Origin of the sequence: Alicyclobacillus kakegawensis NBRC 103104 (assembly GCF_001552655.1) — a bacterium.
Classification (GTDB): domain Bacteria; phylum Bacillota; class Bacilli; order Alicyclobacillales; family Alicyclobacillaceae; genus Alicyclobacillus_G; species Alicyclobacillus_G kakegawensis.
Genome location: NZ_BCRP01000017.1, coordinates 27,924 through 45,949 on the forward strand (window position 1 = coordinate 27,924; position 18,026 = coordinate 45,949).

The following is an 18,026-nucleotide window of genomic DNA, read 5'->3' on the forward strand; positions in this document are numbered from 1 at the left end:
TCTTATCCCTCCTCTTTCTCGGCCACCACGACCGTGATGTGGCTGGTCCGTTTCATGATGCTGTACGCACGACCCTGCGCCCGCGGGTGGAACCGTTTCAAGGTCGGGCCCGGATCGACATAGGCCTCTTTGATGTAGAGACGATTGACGTCCATATTGTGGTTGTTCTCCGCATTGGCAATGGCCGAACGCACCACTTTCTCCACCACCGGCGAGGCGCCGCGCGGGGTGAGGCGAAGGATGGCCAAAGCCTCGCCGACACGCTTCCCGCGAATCAGGTCCACGACCAAGCGCACCTTGCGGGGAGCGATGCGGATGTATTTGGCACGCGCACGAGTCTGTGCCGCTTCCATGATGTCACCATCCTTTCAATTCCGGTTAACGCGAGCGAGACGAGCGGTCGTCGCCGGCGTGTCCTTTAAACGTGCGGGTGGGGGCGAACTCGCCCAGCTTGTGACCGACCATGTCTTCCGTGATGTACACAGGCACGTGCTTGCGCCCATCGTGAACGGCGAAGGTATGGCCGACAAACTGCGGGAAAATGGTCGAACGGCGCGACCACGTCTTGATCACCCGCTTTTCGCCGGTCTTGTTCAGCTCCTCCACCTTTTTAAGCAGATACGCGTCACAGAACGGCCCTTTCTTCAACGAACGTCCCAAGGTGCAGCCTCCTTTCCGCATAGCCGAAGTCTTTTCCATATGACCGAGTCCGCCCGGCCGCCGTCGACGGCCAAGCCAGGACCTTACTTCTTGCGGCGGCGGACAATATACTTGTCAGACGGCTTGTTCTTCTTGCGCGTCTTTTTGCCGAGAGTGGGTTTGCCCCAGGGAGACATGGGCGACTTACGGCCGACGGGCGCCTTGCCTTCACCACCACCGTGCGGGTGGTCGACCGGGTTCATCACGACACCGCGGACAGTCGGGCGCCGGCCCAACCAGCGGGATCGACCCGCCTTACCGATGCGGATGTTCTCATGATCCAGGTTGCCGACCTGTCCCACGGTGGCCCGGCATTCCAGGCGAATCAGGCGCACCTCACCCGAGGTCAGACGGACGTGCGCGTAGTCGCCTTCCTTGGCCATCAGCTGCGCCGACGCCCCGGCTGCCCGCACCAGCTGAGCACCCCGGCCCGGCTTGAGCTCCACGTTGTGAATCACCGTGCCGACCGGGATATTGGCCAGCGGCAGCGCGTTGCCAGGACGGATATCCGCGTCCGGCCCGCTCATCAGCACGTCGCCGACCTTCACCCCGTGCGGCGCGACAATGTAGCGCTTCTCCCCGTCCGCGTAGTGAAGCAACGCAATGCGCGCGCTGCGGTTCGGATCGTATTCAATCGTGGCAACCTTGGCGGGAATCCCGTCCTTGTTGCGACGAAAGTCGATGATGCGATAGCGGCGCTTGTGGCCGCCGCCGTGGTGGCGGGTCGTAATTTTGCCCTGGTTGTTGCGCCCGGCGCGCTTCTTCAAGGGCGCCAACAGGGATTTCTCCGGCCTGTCTGTGGTGATCTCCTCGAACGTCGACACCGACATAAAGCGGCGTCCGGGAGACGTCGGCCGATATTTTTTGATACCCACCGTTCCAACCTCCTTCTGTTGCCGATTGGTCGCGGATCAGGACTCTTCGCCAAAGATGCGAATCGGTTCCGAATCCGGCCGCAAGGTCACGATAGCCTTCTTCCATTCCGGGGTGCGGCCGACGAAACGCCCCACCCGCTTGGTTTTGCCCGGCACACGCAGGGTGTTGACCTTCAATACCTTGACGCCAAACAGCTTTTCCACCGCCTGGCGGATTTCCGTCTTGTTGGCCCGTTTGTCCACCTCGAACACATACTTGTTCTGCTCCATCAACTCGGTGGACTTTTCGGTGATGACCGGACGCTTGATGAGGTCTCTCGGGTCCATTACGCGAACACCTCCTGGACCTTCTCGACGGCGTCACGGGTCAGGACCAGGTGGTCGTGACGGAGAACGTCATACACGTTCACGCTACCCGCCGAGATATACTTCACGTCAGGCAGGTTGCGGGCAGACAGCAACGCCTTCTCGTCGACCTGCGCGTCGACAATCAGCGGCTTGTTCAGTTCCAACCGCTGCAGCAACGCCACCACGTGTTTCGTCTTAATCTCCGGCAGCTCCAGGTTGTCGAGGACGACCAACTTGCCTTCGCCCACCTTCGAACTCAGCGCGCTGTACAACGCCGCCCGCCGCACCTTCTTAGGCAGCTTCATGGTGTATTCGCGCGGTTTGGGCCCGAACACCACGCCACCGCCTTTCCACTGCGGCGCGCGGATACTCCCCTGCCGGGCGCGGCCGGTTCCCTTTTGACGCCACGGCTTGCGGCCACCGCCCCGCACTTCCGAGCGCCCCTTGCTGCTGTGCGTGCCACGGCGGGCGTTGTTCAGGTACATCAACACAACTTGGTGCATCAAATCCGAGCGCACCGGCGCAGCGAACACTTTCTCCGACAGCTCGATCTCGCCCACCTGTTCGCCGGCCATGTTGTACACGGTCACCTTCGGCATCGGTCTGCCTCCTTTCAAAGGTTATTTCGTAGTCGCCTTGACAGCACTGCGCACCGTGACGAACGAGTTTTTCGGCCCCGGAATGGAACCCTTGATGAGCAACAGGTTGCGCTCCGCGTCCACGCGCACCACCGTCAGGTTCTGCACCGTCGTCCGCTCACCGCCCATCCGGCCAGCCATGGTCTGGCCCTTGAACACGCGGTTGGGCGCAATCGAACCCAGCGATCCGACCCCGCGATGGTACTTGGAGCCGTGCGCCATCGGTCCACGCGCCTGATTGTGCCGTTTGATGGGGCCAGCATACCCCTTGCCTTTGGAGACCCCGATGACGTCCACGACGTCTCCTTCGCTAAACACGTCCGCGCGCAGCTGCTGCCCGACCTCATAGGCATCCACATCGACGCCGCGCAGCTCGCGGACGTACCGTTTCGGCGCCGTGTTTGCTTTCGCCGCGTGCCCCTGCTCCGGTTTGGTCGCGCGGTTTGGCTTCTTATCGCCATAGCCAATTTGGATGGCGCTGTAGCCGTCGGTCTCGGGCGTCTTCTTTTGGAGAACGATGCACGGCCCAGCCGCAATCACGGTGACCGGCACCACTCGGCCTTCCTGGTCAAAGACCTGGGTCATGCCGAGCTTGCGACCCAAGATGCCCTTCATGTCTGCACCCCCTACAAACAAGTCCACTCCCACGGCGCACCGCGCGCAGGCGCCGGCGCATGCCGCAGGCCAATTTTGTGCATCTTACGCCGTGGATTCAACTCACAGCTTGATCTCGATATCCACGCCCGACGGCAGATCCAAACGCATGAGCGAATCGACCGTCTGCGGCGTCGGATTCTGGATGTCGATCAGCCGCTTGTGCGTACGCATTTCGAACTGCTCGCGCGAATCCTTATACTTGTGCGGAGCGCGCAGAATCGTGATGACCTGCTTCTCCGTCGGCAGCGGAATCGGCCCGGACACTCCAGCGCCCGACCGCCGCGCCGTCTCGACAATCTTCTCGGCCGATTGATCGAGAATTTCGTGATCATACGCCTTCAATCGAATGCGGATTTTCTGCCTCGCCATATGTTTCCCCCCTCGTCGCCCAATCTCGTGGACTGGCTCCCCCGAAGCAACCCTAGTGGTGCCCCATATGGCCATGGGCACATAGGCAACCTCCGGCCTCATCGCCGTAAGAGACCAACATGCGAAATTATACTAAAGGACCGCCGGGAACACAAGACCAGCCTGCCGCCAGGCTAAGCCGTCGCAGAGAAGCCTGCATGGAAAGAAGGCGAGGGGGCTCCCCTCGCCTTCTTTCTTGCGCCTTCCCGGCCGGTGGCCGACCGGTTCGCGGTGCGTCTTCTTACGCCTCGATGGAACTTACGACGCCCGCGCCGACCGTGCGGCCGCCTTCGCGAATCGCGAAGCGGGTGCCTTCCTCGAGAGCAATAGGCGAAATCAGTTCCACCGCCATCGTCACGTTGTCACCAGGCATCACCATCTCGGTGCCTTCCGGCAGGTTCACGACACCGGTCACGTCCGTCGTCCGGAAGTAGAACTGCGGGCGGTAACCGTTGAAGAACGGGGTGTGGCGGCCGCCTTCTTCCTTCGTCAGGACGTACACCTCAGCCTTGAACTTCGTGTGCGGCTTGATGGAGCCAGGCTTCACAATGACCTGGCCGCGCTCGACGTCCTTGCGCTCAATACCACGCAACAGGGCGCCGATGTTGTCGCCGGCCTGCGCCTGGTCGAGCAACTTGCGGAACATCTCGACACCGGTGACGACCGTCTTCAGGGCGTCGTCGCGGAGGCCGACAATCTCGACCTCGTCCCCGACCTTGAGCACACCGCGCTCCACACGGCCAGTGGCCACCGTGCCGCGACCGGTGATGGTGAACACGTCTTCGACCGGCATGAGGAACGGCTTCTCCGTGTCGCGCTCCGGAGTCGGGATGTAATCGTCGATGGCGTCCATCAGTTCCTCAATCTTCTTGACGTACTCCGGATCGCCTTCGAGGGCTTTCAGGGCCGACCCACGAATGACCGGGATGTCGTCGCCAGGGAACTCATATTCGTTCAGCAGCTCGCGGACTTCCATCTCGACCAGTTCGAGCAACTCTTCGTCATCGACCATGTCGCACTTGTTCAGGAACACGACGATGTACGGCACACCCACCTGACGGGCCAAGAGAATGTGCTCGCGGGTCTGCGGCATCGGACCGTCAGCAGCCGAGACAACCAGGATGGCGCCGTCCATCTGCGCTGCGCCGGTGATCATGTTCTTCACGTAGTCGGCGTGGCCAGGGCAGTCCACGTGCGCATAGTGACGCTTGTCCGTCTCGTACTCCACGTGCGCCGTGTTGATGGTGATACCGCGCTCGCGCTCTTCCGGAGCCTTGTCGATCTCCTCGTACTTCTGCGCCTGGGCCTTGCCCTTCTGCGCCTGGATGGTCGTGATGGCGGCCGTAAGCGTGGTCTTGCCGTGGTCAACGTGACCAATCGTCCCGACGTTTACGTGGGGCTTGCTGCGGTCAAACTTCTCTTTTGCCATCAAGATTCACTCCTTTTTCTCATTCGCCTTTGTGTTTGGCGATGATCTCTTGGGCGATGTTCTTCGGAACTTCCTCGTACCGAGAAAATTCCATAGTATAGGTACCGCGGCCTTGGGTCCGCGACCGCAGACTGGTCGAGTACCCAAACATCTCCGCCAGCGGTACATACCCGCGAATCACCTGGGCTCCGGCCCGCGCCTCCATGCCTTCGACCCGGCCGCGCCGAGAATTGATGTCGCCCATAATGTCGCCCATGTACTCCTCGGGCACCGTCACCTCGACCCGCATGATCGGTTCGAGCAGTACGGGCCCCGCCTTCTGGGCGCCTGCTTTGAGCGCCATCGATCCGGCGATCTTGAACGCCATTTCCGAGGAGTCCACCTCGTGATACGACCCGTCGTAGAGCGTCACCTTCATGTCGAGCATCGGGTACCCGGCCAGGACGCCGTTCTGCATCGCCTCGCGGATGCCCTCGTCGACCGCAGGGATGTACTCTTTCGGGATGGCGCCGCCGACAATCTTGTTCTCGAACACGTAGCCCGCGCCGCGCTCCAGCGGCTCGAGAGTAATCTTGACGTGTCCGTACTGGCCGCGGCCGCCCGACTGGCGGACGAACTTGCCCTCCTGGTCGACCGGCTGGGTAATGGTTTCCTTGTACGCCACCTGGGGTTGACCCACGTTGGCGGCGACTTTGAACTCCCGCTGCAAACGGTCGACAATGATCTCCAGGTGCAGCTCGCCCATGCCCGCGATGATGGTCTGACCCGTCTCCTGGTCCGTCCAGGTCTTGAACGTCGGGTCTTCCTCGGCCAGCTTCGCCAGCGCCAGGCCCATCTTGTCTTGGTCGGCCTTGGTCTTCGGCTCGATGGCGACGTTGATGACCGGCTCCGGGAACTCCATCGATTCCAGGATGACGACATTCTTCTCGTCGCAGAGCGTGTCCCCTGTCGTCGTGTCCTTCAGGCCCACCGCGGCCGCGATATCGCCGGCGTACACCATGTCAATCTCTTCGCGGTGGTTAGCGTGCATCTGCAGGATGCGGCCAATGCGTTCCCGCTTGCCTTTCGTCGAGTTGAGCACGTACGATCCGTTGCCCAGCGTGCCCGAGTACACGCGGAAGAAGGCCAGCTTGCCGACGAACGGATCCGTCATGATTTTGAACGCCAACGCTGCGAACGGCTCGTCGTCCGAAGAGTGGCGCTCGACCGGTTCTCCGTCAGGGGTTGTCCCCTTGATAGCCGGCACATCGGTCGGCGCGGGGAGATAGTCCACCACCGCGTCAAGCATCGGCTGCACACCCTTGTTGCGATAGGACGATCCGCACAACACCGGGAACAGCTGCACCGAGCAGGTGCCCTTGCGGATACCCGCCTTCAGCTCCTCGACGGTGATCTCCTCACCCTCGAGGTACTTCATCATCAGGTCCTCATCCAACTCGGCGACCGCCTCAATCAGCTTCGTGCGGTACTCCGCCGCCAACTCCTTCATGTCATCGGGAATCTCGCGCGTCTCCGAGGTCGTGCCCAGGTCATCCGTGTAGATGATGGCCCGGTTCTCGACCAGGTCCACAAGCCCCACGAACGAGTCCTCGGCGCCAATCGGCAGTTGAATCGGCACCGCGTTGGCACCCAGCCGCGTCCTCATCTGTTCGACGCAATCCAGGAAGTTTGCGCCGATGATGTCCATCTTGTTGACGTACGCGATGCGTGGCACGTGGTACTTGTCCGCCTGCCGCCAGACCGTCTCGGACTGGGGCTCGACGCCACCTTTCGCGTCAAACACCCCGACGGCTCCGTCGAGGACGCGCAGCGAGCGCTCCACCTCGACCGTGAAGTCTACGTGGCCTGGCGTATCAATGATGTTGATGCGGTGGCCGAGCCACTGACAGGTCGTCGCGGCCGACGTAATCGTAATGCCGCGCTCTTGTTCCTGGGCCATCCAGTCCATGGTCGCGGCACCCTCGTGCACTTCGCCGATCTTGTGCACGCGGCCAGTGTAGAAAAGCACGCGCTCCGTCGTCGTCGTTTTGCCCGCGTCGATGTGCGCGATGATGCCGATGTTGCGCGTCTTTTCCAGAGGAAACTGCCGAGCCAATGAACACCCTCCTTCCGCCTCTGTGCTCTCTTGCTTGCGGCGTTCAGGCTCTTACCAACGATAGTGTGCGAACGCCTTGTTGGCCTCCGCCATGCGGTGCGTGTCTTCCTTCTTCTTGACAGCCCCACCCGTGTTGTTGGCGGCGTCCATCAGCTCGTTGCGCAGGCGTTCAATCATCGTCTTCTCGCCACGCTCGCGGGCGTATTGAACAAGCCACCGCAGCCCGAGCGTGATCCGCCGTTCCGGGCGGACCTCCACCGGCACTTGATAGTTCGATCCGCCCACGCGCCGCGCCTTGACCTCGAGCACCGGCATCACGTTGCGCAGCGCCTCCTCAAAGACCTCCATCGGGTCTCTCCCGGTACGCTCGCGCACCCCCTCAAGCGCCGAGTAGACGATGCGCTGGGCTGTGCCCTTCTTGCCGTCCACCATCACTTTGTTGATGAGACGGGTGACCATTTTGTTCCCGTAAACAGGATCCGGCATAACGTCCCGTTTCGGAACCGGACCTTTCCGTGGCATGCATGCGCCCCCCTTCCTCAATCTGCGCGCGCAACCGAACCAGGGCGCAACTCACTCCGCCACCCCGCCGGCTTGCGCCGTCCGCTGTGTTGGCGTTGCATCAGAATGACTTCTCCTTACTTCTTGGCGCGTTTCGCCCCGTACTTGGAACGGCCCTGCTGGCGGTCTTTGACGCCTGCCGTGTCCAGGGCGCCGCGGATGATGTGGTAGCGCACGCCCGGCAGGTCCTTGACACGGCCGCCGCGGACCAGCACGACGGAGTGCTCCTGCAGGTTGTGGCCTTCACCCGGGATGTAGGCTGTGACCTCATACGTATTCGTCAAACGCACACGGGCATACTTCCGCAGGGCCGAGTTCGGCTTCTTGGGGGTCATCGTCCCCACGCGGGTGCAGACCCCGCGCTTCTGCGGCGAAGGCAGGTCGGTCAGCTTCTTCTCAAAGCTGTTGTACCCCTTCTGCAACGCCGGTGCGGTCGATTTCTTCACCATCACTTTGCGGCCCTTCCGGACCAATTGATTGATGGTCGGCATCGTTGCACCTCCTTCCAAAGATCCAACCGCGACGCGAGACGCGATTGTCATGTCCACAGTGCCTGGTGGTCCGTGTCCGCGCAGACAGACACCTGCGCTGCGATGCACGGCGCAAAGCTTTTTGCAAGCCGCAGCCACAGGCTCTCTTCACTCTTCGAGGATGGCTGCTGTGGCCGCTCCCACCTCGATACCGCAAGCCTTGCCGAGTTCCTTCATGGATTCAATCCACTCTACGGGAATTCCGCGTTCACGGGCCAGCGTCACCACCGGACGGGTGACCCGTTCTTCCGCATCCTTCGCGACAAAGACCTGTACCACCTGTTGCTGCTGGAGTGCCTTCGTCGTCTGGTTGGTCCCGATGATACGTTTCCTCGCGAGGCGTATGCGTTCGAGAGACATGGCAAAGCCTCCCCCAAAATAACGACCATGCTCAAGGCACACTCAACGATTCTATCACCGCAAAAAGCGGGCTGTCAACAAGCGGCGGACGGGTCGAGGCGGACTCGCGGGGCGGCCCGCGCCCCGCGTTTCACTCACTCGCTGACCGAGACCGTGGTCGCTTCCTGCTCCTCCATCGATTCTGCCGGCGCCACGTCATCATCCGATTCCACGCGCAGCCGGCGATAGCGGGCCATGCCGGTGCCAGCCGGAATCAGTTTGCCGATAATCACGTTCTCCTTCAGGCCGAGCAGCCGGTCCACCTTGCCCTTAATGGCCGCCTCAGTCAACACCCGGGTTGTCTCCTGGAACGAGGCCGCCGACAGGAACGAATCGGTCTCCAGGGAGGCCTTCGTAATGCCGAGCAAGGCCGGGCGGGCGACGGCCGGCTCGCGGCCCTCCAGCAGAACCTTTTGGTTGGCCTGTTCGAACTCGTGCAAGTCCACGTACGTCCCGGGCAGCAGGTCTGTGTCGCCCGCGTCGAGGATGCGCACCTTGCGCAGCATCTGCCGCACCATGACCTCCACGTGCTTGTCGTTGATGTCCACGCCCTGCATCCGATAGACGCGCTGCACCTCGCGCAGCAGATAGTTCTGCACGCCCTGCAGGCCGCGCACCCGCAGCATTTCTTTCGGATCGACCGAGCCTTCGGTCAGCTCGTCGCCGGCCGCCAGCGTCTCACCGACACTGACGCGAATGCGCGATCCGTACGGAATGGCGTACACCTTCGTCTCGCTTTCGCCCTCAATCTCAATTTCGCGCTTGTCCTTGCCCTCGCGGATGTCGACGACCTTGCCGTCAAACTCGGTGATGACAGCCTGGCCCTTCGGATTGCGGGCCTCAAACAGTTCCTGCACGCGAGGGAGACCCTGGGTGATGTCGTCGCCGGCCACGCCGCCGGTGTGGAACGTGCGCATCGTCAGCTGCGTACCCGGCTCGCCGATGGACTGAGCCGCGATGATGCCGACCGACTCGCCAATCTCGACTTCTTTGCCGGTGGCCAGGTTGCGGCCGTAGCATTTCACGCATACGCCGTGGCGGGTGCGGCAGGTCAGCACGGAGCGGATGACGACCTCCTTGATGCCCGCCTCCTCGATGCGAGTGGCGGTCTCCGCGTCAATCATCTCGTTCTTGCCGACCAGCTTCTCGCCCGTCTCCGGATGGTACACGTCCTGGAAGGCAATGCGCCCATCCAGGCGGTCCCGCAATTCCTCGATGACCTCGCGGCCGTCGCGGATCTCCATCACCTTGAGCCCCTTGTCGGTGCCGCAGTCCTCCTCGCGCACGATGACGTCCTGCGCGACATCCACCAGGCGGCGCGTGAGGTACCCGGAGTCTGCCGTGCGTAGCGCCGTGTCGGCCAAGCCCTTGCGGGCACCGTGCGTCGACATGAAATACTCCAGCACCGTCAGTCCTTCGCGGAAATTGGACTTGATGGGCAGCCCGATGATGCGGCCGGACGGGTTGGCCATCAGGCCGCGCATGCCGGCCAGCTGTGTGATCTGCGACGTGCTGCCGCGGGCCCCCGATGTCGCCATCATGTAAATCGGGTTCAGTTCGTGCATGCTCCGCATCAGCGTATCGGTGACCCGCTCCTTCGCCTCGGTCCAGATCTGGCTGAAGGAGATGTACTTCTCGTCGTCCGTGATCAGACCGCGGCGGTATTGCACCTCCAGCTTGTGCTGGCGCTCGTCCGCCTCGGCGATGATGGTCTTTTTCTCCTCCGGCACGATGATGTCCGCGACCGAGATGGTGATGCCGGCCAAGGTCGAGTGGTGGAAGCCCAGCCGCTTGACCTTGTCCAGGATCTCCGACGTGGTCGTGGTGCCGTAGCGCCGGAAGCACTCGGCCAGGATGTTCCCCAGGTCCTTCTTGATGATGGCCTTGGCTATGGGCCTCTGGACCGCGGCTCCGCGCAGGTTCACGCCCTTTTCGAAGACGAACGTCTCGTCCGGCGTCCCGTCGATCAGGTTGGACCGGGCGCCCGAGTGCAAATACGGGAAGTCGCTCGGGAAGATCTCGTTGAAGATCAGCTTCCCGGGCGTCGTGATCAGCATCGCCTGCCGCTGACGCTCGTCCGGCCACACCTTTCCCAGGCTTGCGGCCGGCAGGACAATCCGGGCGTGCAGGCTGACCTCTCGCTGCTGCACGGCCATTTGCACCTCGGCCGGGTCCGCGAAGACACGGCCCTCACCCTTGGCGCCGGGCAGTTCGATGGTCAGGTAATACGGCCCCAGGACCATATCCTGCGTCGGCGTGACAACCGGCTTGCCGGAGGCTGGGCTCAGGATGTTATGCGCAGCCAGCATGAGCAGGCGCGCCTCGGCCTGCGCCTCGGCCGACAGCGGCACGTGCACCGCCATCTGGTCGCCGTCGAAGTCGGCGTTGTAAGCCGTGCACACGAGCGGGTGCAGCTTGATGGCGCGGCCCTCCACGAGCACCGGCTCAAAGGCCTGGATGCCCAGGCGGTGCAGCGTCGGGGCGCGGTTGAGGAGAACGGGGTGTTCCTTGATGACGTCCTCCACCACGTCCCAGACCTCCGGCGAGACGCGCTCCACCTTGCGCTTGGCGCTCTTGATGTTGTGCGCCAGGCCGCGGGCCACCAGTTCCTTCATCACAAACGGCTTGAACAGTTCCAGCGCCATTTCCTTCGGCAGGCCGCATTGGAACATGCGCAGCTCCGGTCCCACGACGATCACGGACCGGCCCGAGTAGTCGACGCGCTTACCGAGCAGATTCTGGCGGAACCGGCCCTGCTTGCCCTTCAACATGTGCGAGAGCGACTTGAGCGGGCGGTTGCCGGGACCGGTCACCGGACGACCGCGGCGGCCGTTGTCAATCAGGGCGTCGACCGCCTCCTGCAGCATCCGCTTCTCATTCTGGACGATGATGTCGGGAGCGCCCAGGTCCAGCAGCCGCTTCAGCCGGTTGTTGCGGTTGATAACCCGCCGATAGAGGTCGTTCAGGTCCGACGTGGCAAACCGTCCGCCATCCAGCTGCACCATCGGCCGCAGGTCGGGCGGGATGACCGGCAGCGCCTCGAGAATCATCCACTCCGGCCGGTTGCCCGAACTGCGGAACGCCTCCAGCACCTCCAGGCGTTTGATAGCCCGGTTCCGGCGCTGGCCCTGGGCGGTGCGCAGTTCTTCCTTCAGCGACTCGACCTCACGGTCGAGGTCAATCTCGACCAGCAGCTTCTTAATCGCCTCCGCGCCCATGCCGGCTTCAAAGGCGTAGCCGTATTTGTCCCGGTAGGAGCGATACTCCTTCTCGCTGAGCAACTGCTTCTTCTCCAGCGGGGTATCGCCCGGATCGGTGACGACGTAGGAAGCGAAATAGATGACCTCTTCGAGCGCCCGCGGCGACATGTCGAGCACCAGGCCCATGCGGCTGGGAATGCCCTTGAAGTACCAGATGTGCGACACAGGGGCGGCCAACTCAATGTGGCCCATGCGCTCGCGGCGCACCTTGGAACGCGTCACTTCGACGCCGCAGCGGTCGCAGACGACGCCCTTGTAGCGAACCCGCTTGTACTTGCCACAGTGGCACTCCCAGTCCTTGGTGGGACCGAAGATCTTTTCGCAGAACAGCCCTTCCTTCTCCGGGCGCAGCGTGCGGTAGTTGATGGTCTCCGGTTTTTTGACTTCCCCATGCGACCAGGAGCGGATCTTCTCCGGCGAGGCGAGACCAATCTTCATAAACTCGAAGTTGTTGACGTCTAACAAAGGGGAATCCTCCCTTTCGGCAAACTCGTCGTTGCGCACATTCGGCCGCAGGCCCGGCCGGACAGGCGCGCCGGTGCCTGCGTTACGTCAGTCCCCGACTTCGCGCACCTCAAGGTTGAGGTTCAGCTTTTCACCCGCGTCTTCGTCATCATCGCTCTCCCGGATGACAATCTCCTGCTCGTCCTCGCTGAGGATCTTCACGTCCATGCCCAGGCTCTGCAGCTCCTTGATGAGCACCTTGAACGACTCTGGGACACCCGGCTCCGGCACGTTCTCGCCCTTGACAATGGCTTCATAAGTCTTCACGCGGCCCACCACGTCGTCCGACTTGACGGTGAGTATCTCTTGCAGGGTGTAGGCGGCCCCGTAAGCCTCCAGCGCCCACACCTCCATCTCGCCGAAACGCTGCCCGCCAAACTGGGCCTTGCCGCCGAGCGGCTGCTGCGTAACCAACGAGTAGGGACCCGTGGAGCGGGCGTGAATCTTGTCGTCGACCAGGTGGGCCAGCTTCAGCATGTACACGTAACCGACCGTGACCCGGTTGTCGAACGGTTCACCCGTGCGCCCGTCGTACAACACCTGCTTGCCGTCGCGGGCAAACCCGGCCTCCTCCAGGGTATCGAACACGTCTTCGGCGGTCGCGCCATCGAACACCGGGGTCGCGATGTGCACACCGAGCGCCTTGGCCGCCATGCCCAGGTGCGTTTCCAGCACCTGCCCGATGTTCATGCGCGAGGGCACGCCCAGTGGGTTGAGGACGATTTCGACCGGGGTCCCGTCCTCCAGGAACGGCATGTCTTCCTCCGGAAGGATGCGCGCCACGACACCCTTGTTCCCATGCCGGCCGGCCATCTTGTCGCCTTCAGAGATCTTGCGCTTCTGGGCGATGTAGACCCGCACCAGCTGGTTAACGCCAGCCGGAAGCTCGTCCCCGTTCTCGCGCGTGAACACCTTGACGTCGACCACGATGCCGGCGCCGCCGTGCGGCACGCGCAGCGACGTGTCGCGCACCTCCCGCGCCTTCTCGCCGAAGATGGCGTGCAACAACCGCTCTTCCGCCGTCAGTTCGGTCACGCCTTTGGGCGTCACCTTGCCGACCAGGATGTCGCCCGCCTGAATCTCGGCGCCAATGCGGATGATGCCGCGCTCGTCCAGGTTCTTCAGCGCATCCTCGCCGACGTTCGGGATGTCGCGCGTGATCTCCTCCGGACCCAGCTTGGTGTCGCGCGCCTCCAGCTCGTACTCCTCAATGTGAATCGAGGTGTAGATGTCTTCCTTGGCCACCTTCTCGGACAGCAAGATCGCGTCCTCGTAGTTGTAGCCTTCCCAGGTCATGAACGCCACCAGCACGTTGCGCCCCAGGGCCAGTTCGCCATTCTCCGTCGCGGGACCATCCGCCAGGATATCGCCCGCCTCCACCCTTTGCCCCTCGCGCACGATTGGGCGTTGGTTGATGCAGGTGTTCTGGTTGGACCGCGTGTACTTGAGCAGCTTGTATTTATCCAAATCGCCGGCGACCGGTTTGCCGTCCACAATGTGCTCCGTCCGCACCCAGATCTCGCGCGCCGTCACGCGTTCGACCACACCGCCGCGGCGGGCCACCACGCACACGCCCGAGTCTTTGGCTGACTGGTGCTCCATGCCGGTGCCGACCAGCGGCGCCTCGGTCACCAGCAACGGCACGGCCTGCCGCTGCATGTTGGAGCCCATCAGCGCGCGGTTGGCGTCGTCGTTCTCTAGGAACGGAATCAACGCCGTCGCCACCGAGACCACCTGCTTCGGCGAGACGTCCATATAATCGACACGTTGCCAGGGCACCGTAATGACGTCCTCGCGGAACCGGGCCACCACTTCGTCCGCCGCAAACCGGCCGTCTTCCGTCAGCGGCGCGTTGGCCTGCGCGATGACATAGTTCTCTTCCTCATCGGCCGTGAGGTAGTCGATGTGGTCCGTGACCACGCCGGTGTCCGGATCGACCCGGCGATAAGGCGTCTCGATGAACCCGTACTCGTTGATCCGCGCGTACGTCGACAGCGAGTTGATGAGCCCGATGTTCGGCCCCTCCGGCGTCTCAATCGGGCACATGCGGCCATAGTGCGAATAGTGTACGTCGCGCACCTCATAGCCGGCGCGCTCGCGCGTAAGGCCGCCCGGCCCCAGGGCCGACAGGCGCCGCTTGTGCGTCAACTCCGCCAGCGGGTTAGTCTGGTCCATGAACTGGGACAGCTGGCTGGACCCGAAAAACTCCTTGATCGCCGCAATCACCGGCCGGATGTTGATGAGCGCCTGCGGCGTGATGGCGCTGGCGTCCTGGATGGACATCCGCTCGCGCACCACCCGCTCCATGCGGGAGAGACCGATGCGGAACTGGTTTTGCAGCAGCTCGCCGACCGAGCGCAGGCGGCGGTTGCCCAGGTGGTCGATGTCGTCGGTGGTGCCGACACCGTGCAACAGATTGAAGAAGTAGCTGACCGCGGACAGGATATCCGCCGGCGTGATGTGCTTGACGTTTTTCGGCACGTCTCCGTTGCCGACCACGTGCAGGATGCGCCCGTCCTCATTGGGGGCGAAGATCTTCACCACCTGCACCGGGATCTCGTCTTCGTCGGTCAACTCCGGCGTCGCCCGCAGGCGCACGCGGCCGACGTTGCCCTCCAGGCGCGGCAGCAGCTTGTCGAGCGTACGGCGGTCGAGAATCTGGCCGGCCTCGGCGATGATTTCATTGGTATCCGCGTCCACCAAGGTCTCTGCTAAGCGTTGGTTGAGCAGGCGATTCTTGATGTGCAGCTTTTTGTTCATCTTGTAGCGGCCGACGTTGGCCAAGTCGTAGCGCTTCGGGTCAAAGAACCGGGAGGCCAGAAGCGCCCGCGCGTTCTCCATCGTCGGCGGCTCGCCTGGCCGCAATCGTTCGTAAATTTCAATCAGCGCGCGTTCGGTCGAATCCGTGGTATCCTTGTCCAGGGTGTTGCGCAGGTACTCGTCCTCGCCGAGGAAGTTGATGATCTCCTGGTCGGTGCCAAGGCCCAGCGCGCGCAGCAGGACGGTAATCGGCAGTTTACGGGTGCGGTCAATGCGGACATAGACGATGTCCTTGGCGTCGGTCTCGAACTCAAGCCAAGCGCCGCGGTTTGGAATGACGGTCGCCGCAAACGTCTGCTTGCCGTTTTTGTCGATTTTGCTGTTAAAATAGACACTGGGGGAACGGACAAGCTGACTGACAATCACGCGTTCGGCGCCGTTGATGATGAAGGTGCCGGTCTCGGTCATCAGCGGGAAGTCGCCCATGAACACTTCCTGCTCCTTGACCTCGCCCGTCTCCTTGTTGAGCAGGCGCACCTTGACCCGCAGCGGAGCCGCGTAGGTCACGTCACGCTCCTTGGACTCCTCCACGTCGTACTTGGGCTCGCCGAGGCTGTAATCGATGAACTCCAGCACGAGATTGCCGGTAAAATCCTGGATGGGAGAGATGTCCGCGAACATTTCGCGCAGCCCTTCTTCAAGGAACCACTGGTAGGACTTCTGTTGAATCTCAATCAGATTCGGCAGATCCAAGACCTCGTGAATACGGGCGTACGACCGACGTTCGCGCCACCCATACTTGACCATGTGTCCTCGCAAAGCCGTCACCTCTCATGCCGATTTCAACATGCCCTAGACAATACAAAAATAAAATGAGGTTGCTTTGAACCACATTTTTCTTCGCTGCGCTATTCATCTATGGTCATCTATCGTCGATACGTTTGATGGTCACACATCCCCCGTCCATACGATAGAATTTGCATTAAAAGACTTTATCATAGCCAATTCTGGATGTCAATATTTCGTGCAGCAAATCACGTGGTATCCGCCCGATTTGTCGACCGTCTCGACCTGTGGAAAGGTCCGGCCCAGCTCGGCCCGGGCGCTGTCAGCCCCCTGCTTCTTCTGAATGACGACCCAGAGCTGCCCACCCTGGCTGAGGTGATCAAAAGATTCGCGGAACAAGCGGTACACGGTCGCCTTGCCGGCGCGCACCGGCGGATTGAGCAGCACCGCGTCGGCCAGCACCCCCTTTGCGCCTGCAAAACCATCGCTCTCCACCACCTGGACCCTGTCCGCCGCAAATGCCAGGTTGCGCCGCGCCAGATCCAGCGCCCGTTGGTTGACATCCAGCAGCAGCCAGCGCGTCTTCGGATACACCCTTGCCAGCACTGCCGCCACCGCCCCGTAGCCACAGCCCAGGTCCACCATCAGCCCGTGCTCCGGCAGCACGGCCGCTTCCACCAGAACGCGCGTGCCAAAGTCGAGACCGCGTTTGGAAAAGACGCCACTGTCGGTGACCAGGTGCAGCGCCTGGCCGCGCGCCCGGACGGAGATGGTGCGGTGCCTGTGCTGGCTGCTCGGCTGGGTCGAAAAATAATGGTCGTTCAAAGCGAGCACTCCTGTCTCCCCTCAGTGAGCCGCAGCGACAAACGCCACGGCCGAGACGCCGAGTGGGCGTCGCCGGGAATCCGGCTGACGCCCACCGCGCACACTCCTATCCACCGCCATTGACAGACGGGCGGACTTACTTGATTTCGACCGTCGCCCCGGCCTCTTCCAACTTCGCCTTGATGGCTTCGGCGTCCTCTTTGGAGACCTTTTCCTTGATCGGCTTCGGCGCGTTGTCCACCAGCTCTTTCGCCTCTTTCAGGCCGAGACCGGTAATTTCGCGGACCACTTTGATGACACCGATCTTCGACGCGCCGGCGTTGGCCAGGATGACATCGAACTCGGTCTGTTCGGCCGCCTCTTCGGCACCGCCGGCGGCCGGGCCGCCGACCACAGCGACCGGCGCCGCAGCCGTCACGCCGAACTCATCCTCAATAGCCTTGACCAAATCGTTCAGCTCTAAAACCGTCATGCCCTTCAGGGCTTCGATGAATTCCTCTTTCGTCATCTTGTTGAGCGCCTCCTTGGTATACAGAGATGGGTGGTTGCGGCTTGCCGGCTCATTCCGCCGCCGCTTCGCCGCCCTGCTGCTCCGCCACCTGCTTCACGGCGTACGCCAGGTTGCGTAGCGGCGCCTGCATGACACTGAGCAGCATCGCCAGCAGCCCTTCGCGGGACGGCAGATTCGCCAGCCCCTCGACTTCCGACGCGGAAATGATGCGGCCCTCGACCAGCCCGCCTTTCAGCTCCAGCGCCTTGTGTTTGCGCGCGAACTCGTGCAGCACCTTCGCGGGCGCGACCGGATCGTCGTAACCGAAGGCGAGCGCCGACGGCCCGACGAAGAACTCCTGCAGGCCCGGCACCTCAGCCTTCTCGGCAGCCCGGCGCGTCATGGTGTTTTTGAGCACCTTGAACTCGACGCCGGCCTCGCGCAGCTGTTTGCGCAGCTCATTCGACTCGGCCACGTTCAAGCCGCGGTAGTCGGCCACGATGACCGCCTTGCTGCGGCTGAACTTGTCTGCAATCTCCTGCACCAGCTGTTCCTTCTCTTGGCGCACTGTCGTCATGACAACCCCACCTCCCTTGTTGAATTCGGATGACCCGCGGCCGCAAGCTATAAAAAACGCGCCGCCGCAGACGCAGGGCGCGATTCCCATCCATGTGGAGCCAACGAATCGCGAACCTCGGCAGGTGAAAGGCTCTGCGCCTTTCATTAGCCGCACCCAAGCGGGCCTGCTGTCTACGGTCCATC

General features: G+C 62.4%; 17 protein-coding genes. All 17 read right to left on the minus strand.

Features of this window, described 5'->3' with window-relative positions; translation table 11 throughout:
- Nucleotides 1–2 precede the first annotated feature (2 nt).
- The gene (gene rplV, locus AK2_RS12445) at nucleotides 3–353 is read right to left on the minus strand and encodes a 50S ribosomal protein L22 (protein WP_067928130.1); all 351 of its coding nucleotides are present in this window, start codon (nucleotides 351–353) and stop codon (nucleotides 3–5) included.
- 25 nt (nucleotides 354–378) lie between these two features.
- Nucleotides 379–660 (minus strand): 30S ribosomal protein S19, encoded by a 282-nt coding sequence (gene rpsS / locus AK2_RS12450; protein WP_026962536.1) that lies wholly within the window; start codon nucleotides 658–660, stop codon nucleotides 379–381.
- Between the two features lie 83 nt (nucleotides 661–743).
- Nucleotides 744–1,574 (minus strand): 50S ribosomal protein L2, encoded by an 831-nt coding sequence (gene rplB / locus AK2_RS12455; protein WP_067934881.1) that lies wholly within the window; start codon nucleotides 1,572–1,574, stop codon nucleotides 744–746.
- A 36-nt stretch (nucleotides 1,575–1,610) separates the two neighbouring features.
- Entirely contained in the window at nucleotides 1,611–1,901 is a 291-nt protein-coding gene (gene rplW, locus AK2_RS12460) for a 50S ribosomal protein L23 (protein ID WP_067934884.1), read from the minus strand.
- Nucleotides 1,901–2,521: a 50S ribosomal protein L4 gene (rplD, locus tag AK2_RS12465; RefSeq protein WP_067934886.1), complete on the minus strand. Its 621-nt coding sequence runs from the start codon at nucleotides 2,519–2,521 to the stop codon at nucleotides 1,901–1,903. The genes rplW and rplD overlap by 1 nt, the downstream gene beginning before the upstream one ends.
- A 21-nt stretch (nucleotides 2,522–2,542) precedes the next feature.
- Entirely contained in the window at nucleotides 2,543–3,175 is a 633-nt protein-coding gene (gene rplC / locus AK2_RS12470) for a 50S ribosomal protein L3 (protein WP_067934888.1), read from the minus strand.
- A 102-nt stretch (nucleotides 3,176–3,277) separates the two neighbouring features.
- The gene (gene rpsJ / locus AK2_RS12475) at nucleotides 3,278–3,586 is read right to left on the minus strand and encodes a 30S ribosomal protein S10 (RefSeq protein ID WP_026962531.1); all 309 of its coding nucleotides are present in this window, start codon (nucleotides 3,584–3,586) and stop codon (nucleotides 3,278–3,280) included.
- A 280-nt stretch (nucleotides 3,587–3,866) separates the two neighbouring features.
- Entirely contained in the window at nucleotides 3,867–5,054 is a 1,188-nt protein-coding gene (tuf, locus tag AK2_RS12480; protein WP_067934893.1) for an elongation factor Tu, read from the minus strand.
- 19 nt (nucleotides 5,055–5,073) lie between these two features.
- Complete coding sequence (gene fusA, locus AK2_RS12485; RefSeq protein ID WP_067934895.1) at nucleotides 5,074–7,149, minus strand: elongation factor G; 2,076 nt, start codon at nucleotides 7,147–7,149, stop codon at nucleotides 5,074–5,076.
- A 51-nt stretch (nucleotides 7,150–7,200) separates the two neighbouring features.
- Nucleotides 7,201–7,671 carry a 30S ribosomal protein S7 gene (gene rpsG / locus AK2_RS12490; RefSeq protein WP_067934897.1) on the minus strand — a complete coding sequence of 157 codons (471 nt, stop codon included), beginning with the start codon at nucleotides 7,669–7,671 and terminating at the stop codon, nucleotides 7,201–7,203.
- A gap of 116 nt (nucleotides 7,672–7,787) precedes the next feature.
- The gene (rpsL, locus tag AK2_RS12495) at nucleotides 7,788–8,201 is read right to left on the minus strand and encodes a 30S ribosomal protein S12 (protein ID WP_067934899.1); all 414 of its coding nucleotides are present in this window, start codon (nucleotides 8,199–8,201) and stop codon (nucleotides 7,788–7,790) included.
- A 147-nt stretch (nucleotides 8,202–8,348) separates the two neighbouring features.
- Nucleotides 8,349–8,600 (minus strand): ribosomal L7Ae/L30e/S12e/Gadd45 family protein, encoded by a 252-nt coding sequence (locus tag AK2_RS12500; protein ID WP_067934901.1) that lies wholly within the window; start codon nucleotides 8,598–8,600, stop codon nucleotides 8,349–8,351.
- Nucleotides 8,601–8,734: 134 nt separating this feature from the next.
- The gene (rpoC, locus tag AK2_RS12505) at nucleotides 8,735–12,364 is read right to left on the minus strand and encodes a DNA-directed RNA polymerase subunit beta' (RefSeq protein ID WP_067934904.1); all 3,630 of its coding nucleotides are present in this window, start codon (nucleotides 12,362–12,364) and stop codon (nucleotides 8,735–8,737) included.
- Nucleotides 12,365–12,451: 87 nt separating this feature from the next.
- Nucleotides 12,452–15,982 (minus strand): DNA-directed RNA polymerase subunit beta, encoded by a 3,531-nt coding sequence (gene rpoB / locus AK2_RS12510; protein WP_067934906.1) that lies wholly within the window; start codon nucleotides 15,980–15,982, stop codon nucleotides 12,452–12,454.
- A 195-nt stretch (nucleotides 15,983–16,177) separates the two neighbouring features.
- Nucleotides 16,178–16,774 carry a class I SAM-dependent methyltransferase gene (locus AK2_RS12515; protein WP_067934958.1) on the minus strand — a complete coding sequence of 199 codons (597 nt, stop codon included), beginning with the start codon at nucleotides 16,772–16,774 and terminating at the stop codon, nucleotides 16,178–16,180.
- A gap of 136 nt (nucleotides 16,775–16,910) precedes the next feature.
- A complete protein-coding gene (gene rplL, locus AK2_RS12520) occupies nucleotides 16,911–17,282 on the minus strand; it encodes a 50S ribosomal protein L7/L12 (RefSeq protein ID WP_067934908.1) in 372 nt (123 codons plus the stop codon).
- A 52-nt stretch (nucleotides 17,283–17,334) separates the two neighbouring features.
- A complete protein-coding gene (rplJ, locus tag AK2_RS12525; RefSeq protein ID WP_067934911.1) occupies nucleotides 17,335–17,841 on the minus strand; it encodes a 50S ribosomal protein L10 in 507 nt (168 codons plus the stop codon).
- Between the last annotated feature and the right edge of the window lie 185 nt (nucleotides 17,842–18,026).